Source organism: Phyllobacterium sp. SL163 (assembly GCF_049896885.1).
GTDB classification, from domain to species: Bacteria; Pseudomonadota; Alphaproteobacteria; order Rhizobiales; family Rhizobiaceae; genus Phyllobacterium; species Phyllobacterium calauticae.
On the sequence record NZ_JAFCVE010000005.1, the window covers coordinates 258,150 to 274,912 of the forward strand.

Consider the following 16,763-nt stretch of genomic DNA (forward strand, 5'->3'; position numbering starts at 1 on the left):
TACCTTCCTCGAGCCCTGATTCAACCAAATGCCTCTGCCAGTATGGTGTCTCCCTCGAGCCACAGCTGGACGGCTTTCCCGCGAAGCCGAGGTTCCAAATCCTCCGCTGTCTTGTAAAGGCCATCTATGGCCAACAGTTCTGCTTCAAGTTTGCGGCAAAAAATGCGCGCCGATGCGTTGCCGGCCGAGCCAGCCATGGCTCTGCCGCGCAGCGTGCCATAGACATGGATAGAGCCACCCGCGACGACTTCAGCACCCGAGGCGACCGACCCGATGATGGTCACATCGCCCTCCGGAAAAATCACCGATTGCCCCGATCGCACAGGCTCCTTGATGATAATCGACGGCATCACGCGGACCTGAGCTCCGCTGGAAGCGTTCGCCGACGTGAAAGGAGGCTTGGCATTTCCGCCGCGTGGTTCGATTGCCGCCGTTGCTGCGGGAGCCTGGAAATCCGTCGCGGATTTCCCGCCCCGCATTGCCGGTGGCATGCCGGGAGCAAGCAGTGATGGGCGGGCACCTTCTATGCCCATGATCGACACCCCGCGCTTGGCAAGCTCTTCAATCAGCAGCGCCAGCCCAGCACGGTCGGTTTGCAGGTTCTCAACGTCGAGAACGATCGGTTTACCCAGGAAGAACCCCGCAGAACGTGATGCAAGGTCGTCCAGTTGGAGCAGCCAACGATCGATCGGCGCTTCGGGCGAAAGCACAAGGGCAAGAAACGACCGGCCTTTGAGGCGTATTGGTTGAGAATCTGTTAGCACTTTGTTCATCTAAGTTAATTTTTCGTTCCGGCGGTATAGGCGGCGAATGGTTAACAGATGGTTAATTTTCGCCGATTTCACACAGGTGAAAATCTGCAACCCGGTCCATGCACGGAGGAAGCAGGCGGGTCTCGCTCGACCGATTTTACCGGATAAGTACCGCCCCGAAAGCTGTCCCAATATGATCTGAAGTTTGCCCGCGGCGCGATAATCCTATTCGGCCCTGATGTACGGGAAAGCTGCAAGTCCATCGCAACACATGCGGCCTCCTTTCAGGAGCAACTGCATGTATTATTTGACTCCGAAATTGCGTCCGCTGTATCTATACGTCAGGCTGCGCGCTACACTGCCTGCAATTGTTTGGAGGAGGGGGAGACATGAAGCCCAATGTTTCGCGTAGAACCTTTATCAAAGGCAGCGTCGCGGCAGGCATCGCCGTCAAGGTGTCTTTTCTCTCAGCGCCGGCGCAGGCTGCACTTATTCAAACGCCTCCCTCACCCGGGCCCGACTGGCTTAAAACAGACGGTCGGCCGAAATTCCGGCTCGACGCCATCGCCAAGGTCACAGGCGAAAAGACCTTCGCCCGCGATTACCGTGCCCGCGATCTTGAAAACTGGCCGAAGGAGCAGGCGCACGCCTTCATGCTGCACGCGACCAAAGCGGATCGCATATTCGAAGGCATCGATTTAAGCCTTCTCGGCGACGACTTGAAACCCGACCGCCTCGTTCTTCACGAAGATCTCGTTGCCGACAACATCACCATCCCGGGCGAAGGCTTTTACGGTGACGTATTCTTCGTGCCGAAAGGGCAAACGGCCCGGCTGCTGGGGCAGCCGGTAGCCTTGCTTATCTATCATGATTTCGCCCGCTACGACGCGGCCAAGCGGCTGATACGCTTTGACGATACGGTGGTTCGCTATGGCGCTAAGGCGCCTTACAGCCATCCGGCGCACTATGGCGCGGCGCGTTATGTGCGCATCGACGGCGGCACGCCTGGTGCGGATGACCGATACTCATCGCTGAAGGATGCTGTGATTTATGGCGGTTTTGCCGGTGATGAACCGGCGTGGCCAGCTGCGGGCGATGGCAATGCCATGGCACGCGGCATGGCTGCCGCTGCGCAGATCGAGAAGGAAATCAGTAACGCCGGCAACGACCTGCTGGTCTTCAAACACAAATACTTCTCCCAGTCGGTCGACGCGTCCGCCATGGAAGCGGACAATGGCAATGTCTGGTACGATGCATCAACCGGTATCCTTCACGTCATGATGGCGACGCAGTCGCCTTATGAAGTGGCCGAGGTCTCGGCAAGCCTCGTCTCCAAATCGAAATTCCATCTCAAGGAGGTCGACCTCAAGGTCGGCTATACCGTCGGCTACGGCACCAAGGATCATTCCATCTTTCCGTTTTTCTGCGTTCTGGCTGGCCTCTACGGCGATGGCCGGCCGGTACGGCTTGCCAATGATCGCTACGAACAGTTCCAGATGGGACTGAAACGGCACGCGTTCTGGATGGACAACACGCTGGTCGTTGACCGTCAAACCGGCCAGTTCCGCGCCATGACCGGCCATTTCAAGAACGACGGCGGCGGGCGCCCCAACTTCTCGTTTTCAGTGGGTTTCGTCGGGGCAACGGCGGCGCAGTCGATCTACTATCTGCCGAAAAGCGACTTTTCCGCCGCGGCCATTGCCTCGCGTGCTGTCGACGCGGGCTCGACGCGAGGCTATGGCACCCTCCAGTCGATGTCGGCAACCGAGATGATGGTCGATGAGGTCGCCGAAATCCTCAAAATGGATGCGATCGACCTCCGGTTGAAGAATGTTTTCAAGTCCGGCATGAAGAATACGCAAGGGGCTATCCCCGCAGGCGCGCTGCGCAACGAGGAAATCCTGCTCAAGGCGCGCGACCATCCGCTGTGGACAAAGCGCGCCGAGAAGAAAGCCGCGTTCGATGCGGCCAATCCCGGCAAGCGCTACGGCGTTGGTTACGGTCATGTACAGAAGGACTACGGTACGGGCGCGGAATCGGCACTCGCTGCGCTTGAGTTCGATGCATCGGGCCGGATCAGGTTCGCGCACGTGGCACATGAGATCGGAACCGGCACGACCACGTCGCAGGCGATCATGGTTGGCGACATTCTCGGCCGCGTTCCCGACGAGACGGAGTTCGGCAAGGTGCGCTGGCCGCAGATGCCGCTCGAAACCTCCGAAGAGCCATATACCATGTCTCAGGAAGACGAAGACAAGCACAGCCAGAACCCGCGCTGGACGCCAAGTTTCACCTCGCCCATGAGCGCGACCAACAGCGTCTATTATCTCGGCCATGCCACGCGGCAGGCGGCGCATGCGCTTGTCGACCTTGCCATTTGGCCGGCGGCAAAGTCACTGTGGTCGCGCGGCATTGGCGGCGGATCGATGACCCCCTACACCGTGCGGCGGGAGGACATCCGGCTTGAAAACGGCCAGGTGAACGCGGGCGGACTGGCGCCGCTCAGTTTCGAGGCGGTTGCGGCCGAAGCGCACCGGCTCGGTCTCGTCACCGGCGTGACGGTCCACACCTTCAACCGATGGCAATGGACGGAAGCCGAATTCGACATCCCGAATGCAGGACGGGTGCGGCTTCCAATCGATGCGCTTGCGGTGAAATATGGCGATGGCGCCTCCGCCGAAACCAGAACGCTCATGACGCTGGACGGCTGGCAGTTCGTCAACCGGGCAGCGGTTCACTATCCGCCCACCCAGCGCAACAATGCCGGCGTCACCTATTATGCGCCGATGGCGACACTGGCCGAAATCAGCATCGATACCGCGACAGGCGAAGTGACGCTGATTTCGCACCACTCGATCATGGAGTGCGGAACCCAGGTCGTCCCGGAACTGGTCTCCGGGCAAATCCAGGGAGGCATCGCCATGGGTATCGGCCATGCGCTGAAGGAGTACCTGCCGCTTTACGAGGACGGTCCCGGCGACGGCACCTGGAACTGGAACCGCTACGAGCTGCCTCGTTCCAAAGACGTGGCGGTCTGGACCCAGACTGTGGAAATCCTCGCGCCGCTTTCGGAGACTGACCCGCCCAAGGGTATCGCCGAGGTCGTGATGATTGCGGTGGTGCCGGCGCTTGCCAATGCCGTGTCGCACGCCATCGGCAAGCGCTTCTACGATTTGCCGATTACACCGGAAAAGATACGGGGAGCGCTGGCATGACCCTGGCCACAAAGAAGCTGTCGCTGACCGTCAACGACAAGGCCATCGATCCCGTCGACGTGCCCGAGGGCATGATGATGCAGGATTTTCTCTACGAGTATCTCAATCTCACGGGTTCGCGCATGGGCTGCGGGCAAGGCATCTGTCATGCCTGCACGGTGATCGTGGAAAAGGATGACGGTACACTCGACGAGGTGCGCACCTGTATTACGGGCGCGCATTGGTTCAAGGACAAAAAGGTGCGCACGGTGGAGGGGCATGCCAGGCGCGATGCCTCTGGCGCCATTGTCGAACTCTCGCCAATTCAGCAGGCCTTCATCGAGAATTTTTCGTTCCAATGCGGTTACTGCACGCCGGGTTTTGTCACCGGTGCAACCGTTTTCATCGACCAGTTGAAACGAAAGCCGATTGCCAGGGCCGATCTGGAGCAGGCTATCACTGAAGCGCTTGATAATCATATCTGCCGCTGTACCGGTTACGTCCGCTATCACCAGGCCGTACGCGACGTGGTGCTGAAGACACCCGGCCTCTTGAAAACCTGAGGGAGTAGTCCATGACGTTGCGTAGGCTCCTCTGGATAATGGCGATACTGATCGTGTGCGGCGGTCTGGTTGCGGGCAGCGTTTTTGCCGGTCTGTTCGAGAAAAGCGCCGTGGCCAAGGACATCGAGCAGCCCCTGACTGCGGACGAGATGAAAGCATTGGCGCAACGCGGCGCCTATATCGCGGTTGCCGCAGATTGCTATGCCTGCCACACGGCAAAGGGCGGGGCTGCCTGGGCCGGCGGGCTGCCGATGCAAACGCCGTTCGGCACGATCTATTCCAGCAATATTTCGTCCGACAAGGAGAATGGTATCGGCAATTGGACCCGGTATGAGTTCCAACGTGCTGTTCGCGATGGTATCGGCAAGGACGGGAAACATCTCTATCCGGCAATGCCCTATGCCTCCTATAGGCAGATGACTCCGGAAGATGTCGATGCGGTCTACAGCTATCTGATGACGCGTGAACCCATGCCGGTGAAAAACCAGGATAACGACCTGGCGTTTCCCTTCAATATTCGCCGCACGCTGACCTTCTGGAATCTTGTCAACCTGCCCGGCGCGGTGCCGGCAAATGATCCGGCACGATCCGCATTATGGAACAGGGGCCGTTACCTGGCCGATGCGCTCGCCCATTGCGGCGAGTGCCACACACCGCGCAACCTGATGCAAGGCATGGAGCAGACGCGGTATCTGCAGGGAACGATCATTGAAGGCGTCTTAGCGCCCGACGTCACGAAGGATGGGCTGACACGCATGGGATTTGACGTCCCCTTGCTGGCGAGCTTTATGAAGACCGGCATTTTCGCCGGGGGTGCGATGACCAACCAGATGTTCGAGGTTGTCCATTTCTCGACACAGTACATGACCGACGACGATATGAAGGCACTCTCGGCCTACCTGTTCAACCTCGATGCCGTGCCGGACCAATCCCCGCCGCCACCAGCGCCCAAGCCGATCAATGTGGCTCCCGAGCTTACAGCGTCGGTACGGGGAACTTATCTCAACCTTTGCTCGGGCTGCCATGGCGCCCAGGGCGAAGGTATTCCGCATGTCGCGGTTCCGCTGGCCACCAACACGTCACTGCGCATCAATGACGCGCGCAATTTCGTCCGCACAGTCCTGCATGGCATTCCCGCACAACGTTTCCCGGGTCTCGAACGCATGCAGCCGATGCCAGCGTTCAAGGACCAGCTGACGGACCAACAGATAGCGGATCTTGCCAACTGGGCACGGGCAACATGGGGTGGCCAGGAAACGAACGTCAAGTCGGCGGACATTGCCTCGATCCGTCACGGCAATTAAAGGCAACACTGTTGCCAACGGTCGCAAACGACGTGTGGCCCCTGACGGCTTTCCTTTGAGCAAGCCAGTTCGCGCAGCATTCTTGCCAGGCTGGTGATCAGTCGGGGTTACGCGCTCCGCCAGATGGCGAGAGCACCCGATGAATGTCGGCGGCCGTCATGGCCACCGACCGGATGAGCGTTTTTTTGTCTCAAGCGCCGGCGAACGCACGAACCTCGCACGTGCCTTCCCATCCCGGCATGAAGTCCTTGTGCAGTTGCATAAACTCGACCGCCGACGCTACGGCCTCGTCCTTGTTGCCAAATTCCATGATTGCATAGCCGCCGATGACCTCCTTTGCTTCGACGAAAGGGCCGTCAATGACGCTGAGCTGTCCGTTTGCTATGCGCACCTGCGCACCCATCGTGACTGGTGTGAGTCCGCCCATGTCGAGCATGCGGCCAGCCTTGATCTCCCGGTCGGCGAGCTTGTTCATCGCCTCCATGAGTTCCGGCGTGGGAGGTTGGGAGTGGGCGGATGTGACGATTGACATGAATCGCATTTGACAATTCCTCCTTCGGCGAGCTGCGGGCACCATTGCCGCTGAACTGGCTCACTTATCAAGACAACGATCCAGCTCTTGCCAAATCGACATCCGTATTGAAAAAAATCCCACTTGTCTCAAGGTTGAGGGAACACACAATGCAAGATCGGGCTTTTGACATGGCCTTATGGCCGCCAATACTCCTGTTTCGCGATGCTCGACTATACACGATTTAGAGCCCAGCCCGGCTTTGAAATACCTTCTCCCGCAAAGGAATGCGCGCTAAACACGTACAGATGAGTTGCAAGCGAGTTGGCGGATTCGCGCCGAATCCAAGGGAAATATTTATGGAAAATTGGGATCCGGCCGTTATCAAAATGCTCAGCATCTTCATGCCGAGCACTTTCAAAAGCCGTGCAGCAATCAAACCGGAATCCCGGTTCGTCCACTACACCACGTCGAAAAATCTGCTCCAAATTCTTGACAGTGAAGAGATCGAGTTCAGAAACACCCGGGATATGAACGATCACCAAGACATCGAGACCGGCTTGGAAAGACTGCAGCATTGGATCAACAATTCAGGCGGTGCTGCACTCGCTGACGCGCTCGATCGATGTGCACCGGGCGTTTGGAACGAAGGCATAACGAAATTTCAGGACTGGCTGCCGGGTTTGAGAAACGAGACATATGTCTTGTCTGTAGCCGAACACGATCCCAACGAGAACAACACCGGACGCCTGTCGCTGTGGCGAGCCTTTGAAGGGGATGCAACCGGTGTTGCGGTCGTTGTCGACACTTCCCCGTTCATGCAAGTGGCACAGGCGTTGAAAGCTTATTCGAGCCCGGTTGCGTACTGGACAAGACAGCAGTTCGCTGGAGAGTTCGAAACTGTCACTGCGTCCATATTGGACAATCAGCAATTCATATCCCAGACCAACAGGCCCGTGCTACGCGAAGTTATATTTTTGATGCTGCTTTTCGCGGCCGTATGTTCCAAACACCCTGGCCTTCGCGATGAGCGGGAATGGCGAGTCTTGACCAACCCGCTTCTGTGGCCTTCGCCCATGCTTATTAAACACAACCCTGCTGTCGAGGGCAGCAACAGGACGATTTATAAACTGCCACTCAAAAATCGGCCAACGGAGAACATCACGGGATTGGAGTTTCCTCAGCTGATCTCGCGGGTCATTATTGGCCCCACAATGAATGCCGACGCCATCCGGGAAGAGATCGTGTCAAAATTGGCGGAGAAAAACGTCCCGCAGCCCGCTGCGAAAGTGATCATGTCAAAATTGCCTGTTCGTGCGAAAGCGATGGGGTAACACAGCGGAACACCAAGCTTGGTTGCCGCGTGGTCTGCCATCCATTGTCGGGCGAAAACTGTACCTTCGCACGCGCCGCTTGTGTCACTCTTCGAACACTGTGTTCAACGCACTTACAACCATTGGTATCCGGCCCCATATTGAGCGCTCCCCGAGCGACGGGGTTTGCTCCTTTTTAGGGATGATATCATGAAGAAGATCGGTTTTCTTTCGTTCGGCCATTGGGCGCCTTCCCTCCAATCGCAAACCCGTTCAGCCGGAGACGCTCTTCTTCAGTCGCTCGACTTATCTGTCGCTGCTGAGGAGCTTGGCATGAATGGCGCCTATTTCCGCGTGCATCACTTTGCCCGGCAATTGGCCTCCCCCTTCCCGCTGTTGGCGGCAATTGGAGCGAAAACCAAAAATATCGAAATCGGTACTGCCGTCATCGATATGCGCTACGAGAACCCGTTCTATATGGCCGAAGATGTCGGCGCGGCGGACCTGATCTCAAACGGCCGGCTGCAGCTTGGGCTGAGCCGGGGCTCCCCGGAACAGGTCATCGACGGCTGGCGTTATTTCGGTTATCAGCCAAACGATGGCGCCACCGATGCTGACATGGGACGTCAACACGCCGAGGTTTTTCTGGGCCTGCTCGGGGGCGAAGGTTTTGCTGAACCAAACCCACGACCAATGTTTCCGAATCCGCCCGGTCTGCTGCGCCTCGAGCCGCATTCCGAAGGCCTGCGAAAGCGTATCTGGTGGGGCGCTGGTTCGAATTCGACGGCGGTCTGGGCGGCCAAGCTAGGAATGAATCTCCAAAGCTCCACCCTTAAGAATGACGAGTCAGGTGAGGCGTTCCATATTCAGCAAGCGGCGCAAATACGTGCTTATCGCAACGCCTGGAAGGAAGCCGGCCACAATTGGACACCGCGCGTTTCCGTCAGCCGAAGCATCTTTGCATTGATGAATGACCGCGATCGCGCCTATTTCGGAAATGGCAGCAAGGAAGGAGACTCGCTTGGTTACATTGATGAAAACACCAGAGCCATTTTCGGCCGCAGTTATGCAGCCGAGCCCGAAGCGCTTGTGAAACAGCTCGCGCAGGATGAGGCCATCATGGAGGCGGATACTTTGCTGTTAACGGTGCCAAACCAGCTGGGCGTCGATTACAATGTACATGTGCTCGAGGCAATCCTGACGCACGTTGCGCCCGCGCTCGGATGGAGGTGACGGCGTCCAGCGAAATTCTCCGAACGCTGAGAGTTGGATCGAAAGCGTATATAGCCCAATTGATGTATATCGATGTAGAACAAGATCTAATCCCACTATAATCATGACATGCATGAAGAACGGGAATAGTATGCTGGGCTAAAATGGATTGGAATACATCCAAATAGGGAGCAACACGTGTCCATCGGTCAAGATACAAAACGCCGCAAGGCACACAATACGCCGACGGTAATCGTTATAGAACAACATACACTCGTGCGCACAACGATCATCCGGCTCCTCCAGGATGAACTTGCGGGCTGGGACTTCATCGACATGGTCTCAGTCAAGACACTCGATAGTGCTCTCGGGATGGATGTGCATGTCATCGCACTGGACATGGCTGGAAGAACTCTCGACAGCGCAAGTCTCTGCTACGATCTTGACGTAATTAGAGACATGTTTCCTGAGGCTTCAATCGCCCTTCTCTCCAACATGGATGATACGTTGGTCGCCTCTCAGGCGCTTGAGATGGGCATTCGCGGCTACTTCACAACCTCAGTTCCGATCGACGTCGCCCTTGCGGGCATGCGGCTCATCCTTGCCGGTGGTGTTTTCTATCCGCACCCGTTTGTCGCACACGCGAACGCGTCGGCGATGCGCAACAAGTCCCAGGACAAGCCGCGCAGAATAATCGAGAGCAACGCACACTATATGTCGATTGCGGATTTTACCCCGCGCGAAGCGGATGTTCTTGCAGAACTGCAATGCGGACATCCCAACAAAGTCATTGCGTGCAAACTAAATCTTTCGGATCATACGGTGAAAATGCATTTGCAGCACATCATGCGAAAATTGCAGGTGCAGAACAGAACCGAAGTGGTCGCACGGCTTGGTCAAAGGGTAACGTCAGACATTCCCGCGCAATAGATCCTGGACTATTTTGAGTGACGTCTTCTCCAGAATCCTCAAGCGCACTTAATAGTCCAGAACACCAATCTCTCTGCGCAACGCGATCCGTATCGCACCGCTTGCTGTCGTTCAATCTTCGCGAAACGCGCGGGTGAAACTGTCAAGGAGCGGCCTGACCGCGTAAAACGCCACACTGCTCTCCCCGGTTTCGATCAGCGCCTGCGCAGGCATGCCCGGAATCAGCGCAACATCGCGCATCTTCGCCAACCGTTCGTCGGTCACGCGAATTGTTGCGGCGTAGTAAGCTTGGCCGCTTTGCTTATCGACAAGACGATCGGCGGAGACGTATTCGACCACACCTTTCAGCAACGGTACGCGACGTTGATTGTAGGGAAGCAGATGAATCTGCGCTTCGAGTCCAGAATGCACGCGGTTGATATCTTCTGGCCGCACATGCGCGGACACAACAAGACTGCCGTTGCGCGGCACGAGATCGACGAGCGGCTCGCCAGCGCCAATAATACCGCCTGCGGTATGGATGCGCAGGTCAATGACCACCCCGTCCTCTGGCGCTCTGATTGCGGTCCGCGTGAGTTGATCGTCGATTGCCCGCAATCTTTCGCTCAGTTGCAATATCTGGCTTTCCGTGTCGCGAATGCCTTGGGCGACTTCGTTTAGCCGGTCACTTTCGATTTTCACAAGATAGGCTTGGCTTTCGCTGATGACCTGGTATGCGCGTGATATCTGGGCGATAACTTCGCCGAGCTGGCCATCGAGATCCGCTATTTCCCGTCCCAGAACAAGGAGCCTGGTCTTTCGTTCAAGCCCCTTGGCCGCCAACGGGGAGACTGCATCAAGCTCTTGTCGCGCGATTTCCACCCGCTGCGTCAGCGCCGACTTTTGTGCCACAAGACCAGAAATTTCCTCCTGCACCTGATCCATTTTCTTCTGCGTGATGGCGATCTCGGATTTCATCACCAGACGGCGCGTCTCGAAGATGTGATCTTGTCCGTCGAGAATGCCGTTGATTGCCGGATTGGTCACTCTGAGGATTTCGAGATCCGCGCCGTACATAACGCGGTCGCTGCCCTTCTGTTCTGCACTCAGGCGCGCGTGACTTGCCTTGGCATCCCAGAGCTGTCCCTGGAGACTGTCGCGCTCCGAGCGTGATTTCGTGTCGTCAAGCTGGAAGAGAACCTGGCCAGCTTTCACAGCGTCGCCGTTCTTGACAAGGATCTGCCGCACGATACCGCCTTCCAGATGCTGGATAACCTTGCGGCTCGTTTCAGGCTCGACAACACCTGCGGCGATGGCCGCGCTTTTGAGTGGCGCAAAGATCGACCAGGTGCCAAGGCCAATAATGAAGACCCCGATCAGCAGGTTGCCTAACAAGGCGACATTTCGAAGCCTCGGCATCGGGGAAGCAGGTGCCAGCGCCCCACTGGTTGGTCCAGCGATTGGCACATAGACGAAGTGCTTCTTGTTTTGATCCGACTTTACGATGGCATGACGCAATGTGTTAAGCACACCTGAAAACTTGAGCGGTATATCGAATTGAACGAGGGCCATTTCGCTGCCTCCTATGTCCCCGTTCGCGCTGGCGGTTGAAGGTACGTGTCGTAAATTTCGTCACTATCGCCGAAGGCATCGATGGTGCCGTTTCGCATGATCGCAATTTTGTTGGTGACTGGAAGAACACCCAACCGGTGCGTGATAACGACAACTGTCATCCGCTTGGCTCGCATGCGTTGGATCGCATTGAACAGGACACGCTCGCCGTCATAGTCCAGACTCGAGTTTGGATCGTCAAGCACAACGAGGGCTGGATTGCCGTAAGCCGCCCTTGCCAGTCCGAGCTGCTGTCGTTGTGCGCGCAGGAGCAAGCTGCCGCCCTCGCCGATGTCGGTCTCGTAACCCTGCGGCAAGCGCATGATGGCTTCATGCAGGCCGACAAGCTTGGCCGCTTCGATTGCCTTGGCGGAATCCGCGCCATCGAGTCGGCCGATTACTTCCTTGATCGCGCCGCCGAACAATTCGATGTCCTGCGGCAGGTATCCGATATGGCGCGTACCGCCGCAAAGACGCAGCGCTGATATATCCACGCCACCAAGCAGCGCGCTTCCGCTCGTTGGCTGCAGCACGCCAGCCATGATCCGCCCAAGCGTCGATTTGCCAGATCCCGATGAGCCGATGAGCGCCACGCAATCGCCGGGCGCGAGGCGCAATGAAACATCATTCAATATGTGCCGGTCGGCATACGGCACGGCGAAGCTCACGTTCTGAAGCACGAGGCTGCTGGATTCAGGCACCGGCACCATGCGCGAGCCGGCGTCCGATGCGACAGCAACCAACATCCTGTTGAGACGGTTGAAAGCGTTACGCGCATACGCAAAGGAACGCCAAGCGCCGATCGCACCTTCGATCGGTGTAAGCCCACGGCCCAGCAACAGGCTGGCAACGAAAATAATGCCAGGACTGCTGCTTTCCGCCAGTACCAGCCACGTGGCGGCACCCATCACCAGAATTTGCGTCAGCGTGCGGATGGATTTCGAGAAACCAAGAATGATCTCGGTCCGGTGCATTGCGTTGTCCTGCGCTATTCTCGCAAACTCCGCATCGCGGTAGACAACCTGCGCGGCTCCGTCCTGCATACCCATTGCCCGGACCACCTGGATGTATTTTAGCGCCATTCCGAACCGGGAGTAGCTCCGCGCCAGCGCCGCACTTGCGTGGGTCAGCGGTTCATGTGTGGCAAGCTCGGTTAGAAGGGCCAGAAACAGCAGCGCAAGTGCGCTCAAGAGGCCAATTGCTCCAAGCAGGGGATGAACGAGAAAAAGCAGAAGCAGGAAGACGGGCGCCCAGGGGATGTCGAAAAGCAGCGCGCTCGCCGGGGAATCGAGGAATTGGCGCAGCGAAGCAAGATCCCGATAGCAATCGGCCGCAACATTCGTATTGACCCTGGCTGCATATTCGAATGCGGCGGTAAGGACAACTGGCCGCATTCGATGATCGAGCCAACTGCCGATACGGGTAAGCGCAGCACGGCGCACGATATCGAGCACCGATCCAACAACAACCGCGACAGCGATGACAAGGGTCAACATCAGCAGCGTGTCGGTGCTCCGGCTCGACAGGACGCGATCATAAATCTGGAGGAGATAGATCGATGGTGCGAGCAGAAAGATGTTGTAACCGCAACTGTAGATGAAAACCAAACCAAAGGCTCCTGCGCAGGCGCGAAAGGCCACGACCAGATGCGTCGGTTGGCGCTCGGATTGTATGATATTCGTTGTCATTATCAGATCTCGGTTTTCGCGGTACTGACAAGGCAAACACCTGGCCGTCGATGAGGATCGCCGGTTTGGACCCGACGATCCTCACGGGCCGAAAGCGTCAGATCAAATGGCTCAGATCAAGATCGACATGGCTATGGTCGAAATGATCGAGAGTATTTGATACGGACTGAGTCGTTGTTGTGGGATCGGTGTGAACCACTGCAGCCGAGATATCGCCACCGCGTGCAATATTGCCGTTACCGCCATTACCGCCGACGCCGGCGAGAATAGTGGCATGCTGATCTGCGAAGAATTGGGTATTCTGGGTAGCCGTTGTTGCTGCAGAAACTGCTGCTACATCACCACCACTGCCGTTCGTCTCACTCCCGTTGGAGGTGGAAGCGCCGCCAGCACCGCCAGCACCATTGTTGGTGATGGAGGAAAGGGTTCCGTTCTCAGCTTCAGCTGAGCCACCGTGGCCACCAGGCCCCGCACCCCAATCTGCAGTTTGCCATACATGATCGCCATTATGCAGATCCGTATCTGCGCCATACACCGTCTGTGAATTGGCGACATACGCACTGGGATTGTAGTTGATATCTCCGTAGCTGTAGCCGTCGCCGCCGTTACCGGCATTTGCGTCGCCTGCGTTGGAATGATTGAGTTGGATCGTGTCAGATAATTGTGGAATAGGCATAACTTTACTCCCTTTACATGGTTTGTCAGTGTTTCTCCCACGTCCTGGTGCCCGGCGATGTCATCGCCAAGCAAGATAATCGCCCTAGAACAGTGCTCGCCATTTACATTGCGAGCTAGCTAGATATTCGGAGACGTTCTTTTGGGGAGGGTGCGGCTGCATAAGAGGCAAATCGCCAAAACATCCAACTGGCTATAGCCGCGCGCTGGTGCGCGACCTTTTATGATAATGCCGGCACTGCTGGCATTTCATTGCATTTGAGAGGGAAATGGGTGGAGGTTAGCGCACGGGGGCTGGAGATCCGCAGCCATATCCGGGGATCATGTGCTTACACATGAATGAACGAAAGAATGTCGTCTACCAGCGCTGAATGGGCATGCGAGATATCGCCGCCATGCCCACCGATGCCTGCCATTTGCAACGCATGCTGATCGTAAAGGACGTGATCAAGTTGTTGCGCATCGGCCGTGCCGCCCGCAGGTACCGCGATGTTGATCGGATGGAAATATCCTATGTTCACATCCACCATACTGCCGTTCGAAAAGCCCGACCCGCCACTTCCCGATGAATGGTTGCCGGTGAAAATCGTATCGGAACTCAGATTGAAACCGCCGCCATTGCCTCCTATGCCCGCGATCTGAATGGCGCCCTGATCGAAGATTGCGTTGTTGGTCTGATGGGCCTCGGCCGAGCCGCCTGCAGCACCGACCGCAATATTGATCGGCGAGAAGATGGCTACGTTCAGGTCGACCATGCTACCGATGAAATAGCCGTTGCCACCATGCCCCGCATACAGATCACCGCTATAGGTGAGTGCAGATCCGGACCCACTCGGGGAATCATGGATCGTTGTATTGTGATCACCGCCCGAGCCGCCGATTCCGCCAATCTGCGTGGTACCCTGCAGCATGGCCGAATTGTTCGATTGATCGGCAATCGCGTGTGAACCCGGCCCTCCAGCTACGGCAACGTTGACCGGCACGAAACTCCCGACATCCGCGCTTACCATTCCGCCGTAGAAAATCCCGTTGCCGCCGCTGCCGGCATGATGGAGAGTGTCCCCACCGCCGCCGCTGAGCACAGCGTTGCCGCTGCCGCCGTTCCCGCCCATGCCAGCCATTTCGGTGGAGTGCTGATTCATCAAGGCATTGTTGCCCTGCTGTGCCTCAACCACAGTGTGAGGACCAGCAATTGCGGCATTGGAAGGCGCGAAGATTGCCATGGGAGTGCTGCTTATGACGCCAATGGCGATGCCATCGCCGCCGCTGCCGGCTGAACTGCTTGGCACGACCTCCAGGGGAAGCCACGTTGGGACGAGCGCCAAATGCCCCGAAGCGGAACCCGGAATCGCATTCTGGCTGGTGCTCGTGTTGAGCACCCCTTCCGCTACGGGACGATTATCCGCCATCATCGTTACTCCACCCCAGTTGCAACCACCCGCCTCGCGAAGCTCTGCGGAACGCATGGTTCGACCAACCTCTATTGTGCAGTCAGATTAGCAAAAAGAAGAGCCTGCAATTCATCTACAGCCATCTGGGCGTAGGGATAGCTATTTGGCCGTAGTCTTTTTCGGGCAAATTCACGTTGCATCTGACTGTGAGAATTGTCCCGACGATCAGGATTTCGGCGGTTCTTAACGCAAGGCGACAGCCAAGTTGGCACGTTTCGGTCCACGGTCCTTCACCGAGCGCGTTACCGTGATGGGCTTGTAAGCTCCGGTCGCTCGCGCCTCACTGAGCCATCTACTTCCAATCGCAGAAGCTTGATGTAAGCTGCTGCCGTCCAGGAGAAACCCAATCCGCCACAACCTTCACCGGTCAAGGGGTCGAAATACTCGGCAAAGCCATTTGCTTCGATGGCTCTCACCGTGGAAAGGCGCAACTTCTCGGCCATTGTATCTTTGCCGTTGCGTTGCAGACCATCAATCAGCAGCCAGTTGATGACCGCCCAGACCGGACCGCGCCAATAGCGCTTTGCCTCGAAACCGGAATAAGATGGTTGTGTCGATGGGAACATTACTTTCAGTCCATCAGACCAAGCGTTCATTTCAGCGATTGCTGCTTCCAGCATGGTCTGTTCCAGGTCAAGCGCCAGGAGCGGACAGAAACAGGCCTGCGTCGGCGCTTCAATATCAGTGCCTGAAATCAGGTCACGCGAAACGAAGCGCCGCAGTTCCGGCCGCCATTGCGCCAGCAGCGCCTTGCGGGATCGAGCATTGACTATCTCGAGCTCCTCCGCGTCGGCCTCCTGGCCAAATTCGCGGGCGAGTTCGAGCAGCGCTTCGCCGGATGCCAAAAGAATGGCCGTCGTCTGGATTTCTGCGACTTTGAAGGGAGCGGCTGCCCATTGCTCCGCGGGATTCCACCCGCACGCGGCGTAGGTATCGACCAGATGAATAAAGCGGCGATAATCCTCGTCGTGCGGGCGCATGGCGGCGTCCACATGGCCGGTATCCTTGCGAATGACATCGGTTTTCGTCGTTGTGGGAACGCGGGCCAGCGCAATATCCCAGGCTGGTGAATTGTCGCTGCCACTTTCCCATGGATGCAGCAGCGCGACCAGTCCCGTGCTCTGAGGATCACGGGCTTCATACCACCAGCGGTGCCAACGCAATGCCGCATCGTAGAGGAACCGGCTGCGTTCCCCGGTGCCCGTTCGTCCCCGACGTTTTGCAGCATCATGGACTTTTTTCAGCGCCATTCCGAAGACAGGAGGTTGGGTAATACCTGAAGTGGCAATCGTGTGGTGTGTGCGCCAGACATTCGGACCAGGAAAATATGTGTCACTTGGCGCGTGGAAAACTATATGAGGGATCATTCCATCGGCCCATTGGCCCTCGATCAACCGTTCAAGCTCACGGTAGGCGCGCGGAACATCATAGGTCGCAAAACCCATTGCGACGAATGCGGAATCCCAGTTCCACTGGAATGGATAGAGCCGATCGGTCGGCACTGTGTAACCGCCGCGATCATTGGCGGCCAGAATTTGGCGCGCGTCTTCAAGATAATCAGTCATGGCTTCCCGTTCGAA

The 16,763-nt window shown here is 57.1% G+C and carries 13 protein-coding genes; 6 read left to right on the top strand and 7 right to left on the bottom strand.

The annotated features are described in order from the left end of the window. Window positions 1-20: 20 nt before the first annotated feature. A complete protein-coding gene (gene minC / locus ACP7B1_RS13480) occupies window positions 21-773 on the bottom strand; it encodes a septum site-determining protein MinC (protein WP_346308135.1) in 753 nt (250 codons plus the stop codon). Window positions 774-1,141: 368 nt separating this feature from the next. Here minC and ACP7B1_RS13485 point away from each other — a divergent pair, with 368 nt between their 5' ends. From ACP7B1_RS13485 to ACP7B1_RS13495, 3 genes are read left to right on the top strand one after another with little or no spacing between them, the layout of a single operon-like run. After that, window positions 1,142-3,967 carry a xanthine dehydrogenase family protein molybdopterin-binding subunit gene (locus ACP7B1_RS13485; RefSeq protein ID WP_426136966.1) on the top strand — a complete coding sequence of 942 codons (2,826 nt, stop codon included), beginning with the start codon at window positions 1,142-1,144 and terminating at the stop codon, window positions 3,965-3,967. After that, window positions 3,964-4,509, top strand: coding sequence for a (2Fe-2S)-binding protein (locus ACP7B1_RS13490; RefSeq protein WP_346306866.1), 546 nt, complete (start codon window positions 3,964-3,966; stop codon window positions 4,507-4,509). Before ACP7B1_RS13485 ends, ACP7B1_RS13490 begins: the two co-directional genes overlap by 4 nt. Before the next feature lie 11 nt (window positions 4,510-4,520). Next, on the top strand, window positions 4,521-5,813 hold the full coding sequence (locus ACP7B1_RS13495; RefSeq protein ID WP_346306862.1) for a cytochrome c: 1,293 nt from the start codon (window positions 4,521-4,523) through the stop codon (window positions 5,811-5,813). 190 nt (window positions 5,814-6,003) lie between these two features. On the opposite strand, the gene ACP7B1_RS13500 is transcribed toward ACP7B1_RS13495, so the two are convergent. Then, window positions 6,004-6,354 (bottom strand): YciI family protein, encoded by a 351-nt coding sequence (locus tag ACP7B1_RS13500; RefSeq protein WP_346306861.1) that lies wholly within the window; start codon window positions 6,352-6,354, stop codon window positions 6,004-6,006. A gap of 329 nt (window positions 6,355-6,683) precedes the next feature. Between ACP7B1_RS13500 and ACP7B1_RS13505 the strand changes: the two genes are divergently transcribed. The 3 genes from ACP7B1_RS13505 to ACP7B1_RS13515 all read left to right on the top strand — a co-directional run bounded on the left by ACP7B1_RS13505 (window position 6,684) and on the right by ACP7B1_RS13515 (window position 9,779). After that, window positions 6,684-7,658, top strand: coding sequence for a DUF2971 domain-containing protein (locus tag ACP7B1_RS13505; protein ID WP_426136967.1), 975 nt, complete (start codon window positions 6,684-6,686; stop codon window positions 7,656-7,658). A gap of 189 nt (window positions 7,659-7,847) precedes the next feature. Further along, complete coding sequence (locus ACP7B1_RS13510; RefSeq protein ID WP_346306859.1) at window positions 7,848-8,870, top strand: LLM class flavin-dependent oxidoreductase; 1,023 nt, start codon at window positions 7,848-7,850, stop codon at window positions 8,868-8,870. A gap of 177 nt (window positions 8,871-9,047) precedes the next feature. Next, a complete protein-coding gene (locus ACP7B1_RS13515) occupies window positions 9,048-9,779 on the top strand; it encodes a response regulator transcription factor (protein ID WP_346306858.1) in 732 nt (243 codons plus the stop codon). A 111-nt stretch (window positions 9,780-9,890) separates the two neighbouring features. Here ACP7B1_RS13515 and ACP7B1_RS13520 read toward each other — a convergent pair whose 3' ends face one another. From ACP7B1_RS13520 to ACP7B1_RS13540, 5 genes are all read right to left on the bottom strand, one after another. Beyond that, a complete protein-coding gene (locus tag ACP7B1_RS13520; RefSeq protein ID WP_346306857.1) occupies window positions 9,891-11,330 on the bottom strand; it encodes an HlyD family type I secretion periplasmic adaptor subunit in 1,440 nt (479 codons plus the stop codon). A gap of 11 nt (window positions 11,331-11,341) precedes the next feature. Next, on the bottom strand, window positions 11,342-13,057 hold the full coding sequence (locus ACP7B1_RS13525) for a type I secretion system permease/ATPase (RefSeq protein ID WP_346306865.1): 1,716 nt from the start codon (window positions 13,055-13,057) through the stop codon (window positions 11,342-11,344). Between the two features lie 97 nt (window positions 13,058-13,154). After that, on the bottom strand, window positions 13,155-13,733 hold the full coding sequence (locus tag ACP7B1_RS13530; RefSeq protein ID WP_346306856.1) for a PE-PGRS family protein: 579 nt from the start codon (window positions 13,731-13,733) through the stop codon (window positions 13,155-13,157). A 328-nt stretch (window positions 13,734-14,061) separates the two neighbouring features. Beyond that, a complete protein-coding gene (locus ACP7B1_RS13535; RefSeq protein ID WP_346306855.1) occupies window positions 14,062-15,141 on the bottom strand; it encodes a hypothetical protein in 1,080 nt (359 codons plus the stop codon). 284 nt (window positions 15,142-15,425) lie between these two features. Next, a complete protein-coding gene (locus tag ACP7B1_RS13540) occupies window positions 15,426-16,748 on the bottom strand; it encodes an MGH1-like glycoside hydrolase domain-containing protein (protein ID WP_346306854.1) in 1,323 nt (440 codons plus the stop codon). Window positions 16,749-16,763 lie beyond the last annotated feature (15 nt).

What these genes read in the sequence shown, in the direction of transcription:
- minC (WP_346308135.1), bottom strand. Translation starts at nt 773, where the DNA reads ATGAACAAAGTGCTAACAGATTCTCAACCAATACGCCTCAAAGGCCGG.
- ACP7B1_RS13485 (WP_426136966.1), top strand. Translation starts at nt 1,142, where the DNA reads ATGAAGCCCAATGTTTCGCGTAGAACCTTTATCAAAGGCAGCGTCGCG.
- ACP7B1_RS13490 (WP_346306866.1), top strand. Translation starts at nt 3,964, where the DNA reads ATGACCCTGGCCACAAAGAAGCTGTCGCTGACCGTCAACGACAAGGCC.
- ACP7B1_RS13495 (WP_346306862.1), top strand. Translation starts at nt 4,521, where the DNA reads ATGACGTTGCGTAGGCTCCTCTGGATAATGGCGATACTGATCGTGTGC.
- ACP7B1_RS13500 (WP_346306861.1), bottom strand. Translation starts at nt 6,354, where the DNA reads ATGCGATTCATGTCAATCGTCACATCCGCCCACTCCCAACCTCCCACG.
- ACP7B1_RS13505 (WP_426136967.1), top strand. Translation starts at nt 6,684, where the DNA reads ATGGAAAATTGGGATCCGGCCGTTATCAAAATGCTCAGCATCTTCATG.
- ACP7B1_RS13510 (WP_346306859.1), top strand. Translation starts at nt 7,848, where the DNA reads ATGAAGAAGATCGGTTTTCTTTCGTTCGGCCATTGGGCGCCTTCCCTC.
- ACP7B1_RS13520 (WP_346306857.1), bottom strand. Translation starts at nt 11,330, where the DNA reads ATGGCCCTCGTTCAATTCGATATACCGCTCAAGTTTTCAGGTGTGCTT.
- ACP7B1_RS13525 (WP_346306865.1), bottom strand. Translation starts at nt 13,057, where the DNA reads ATGACAACGAATATCATACAATCCGAGCGCCAACCGACGCATCTGGTC.
- ACP7B1_RS13530 (WP_346306856.1), bottom strand. Translation starts at nt 13,733, where the DNA reads ATGCCTATTCCACAATTATCTGACACGATCCAACTCAATCATTCCAAC.
- ACP7B1_RS13535 (WP_346306855.1), bottom strand. Translation starts at nt 15,141, where the DNA reads ATGGCGGATAATCGTCCCGTAGCGGAAGGGGTGCTCAACACGAGCACC.
- ACP7B1_RS13540 (WP_346306854.1), bottom strand. Translation starts at nt 16,748, where the DNA reads ATGACTGATTATCTTGAAGACGCGCGCCAAATTCTGGCCGCCAATGAT.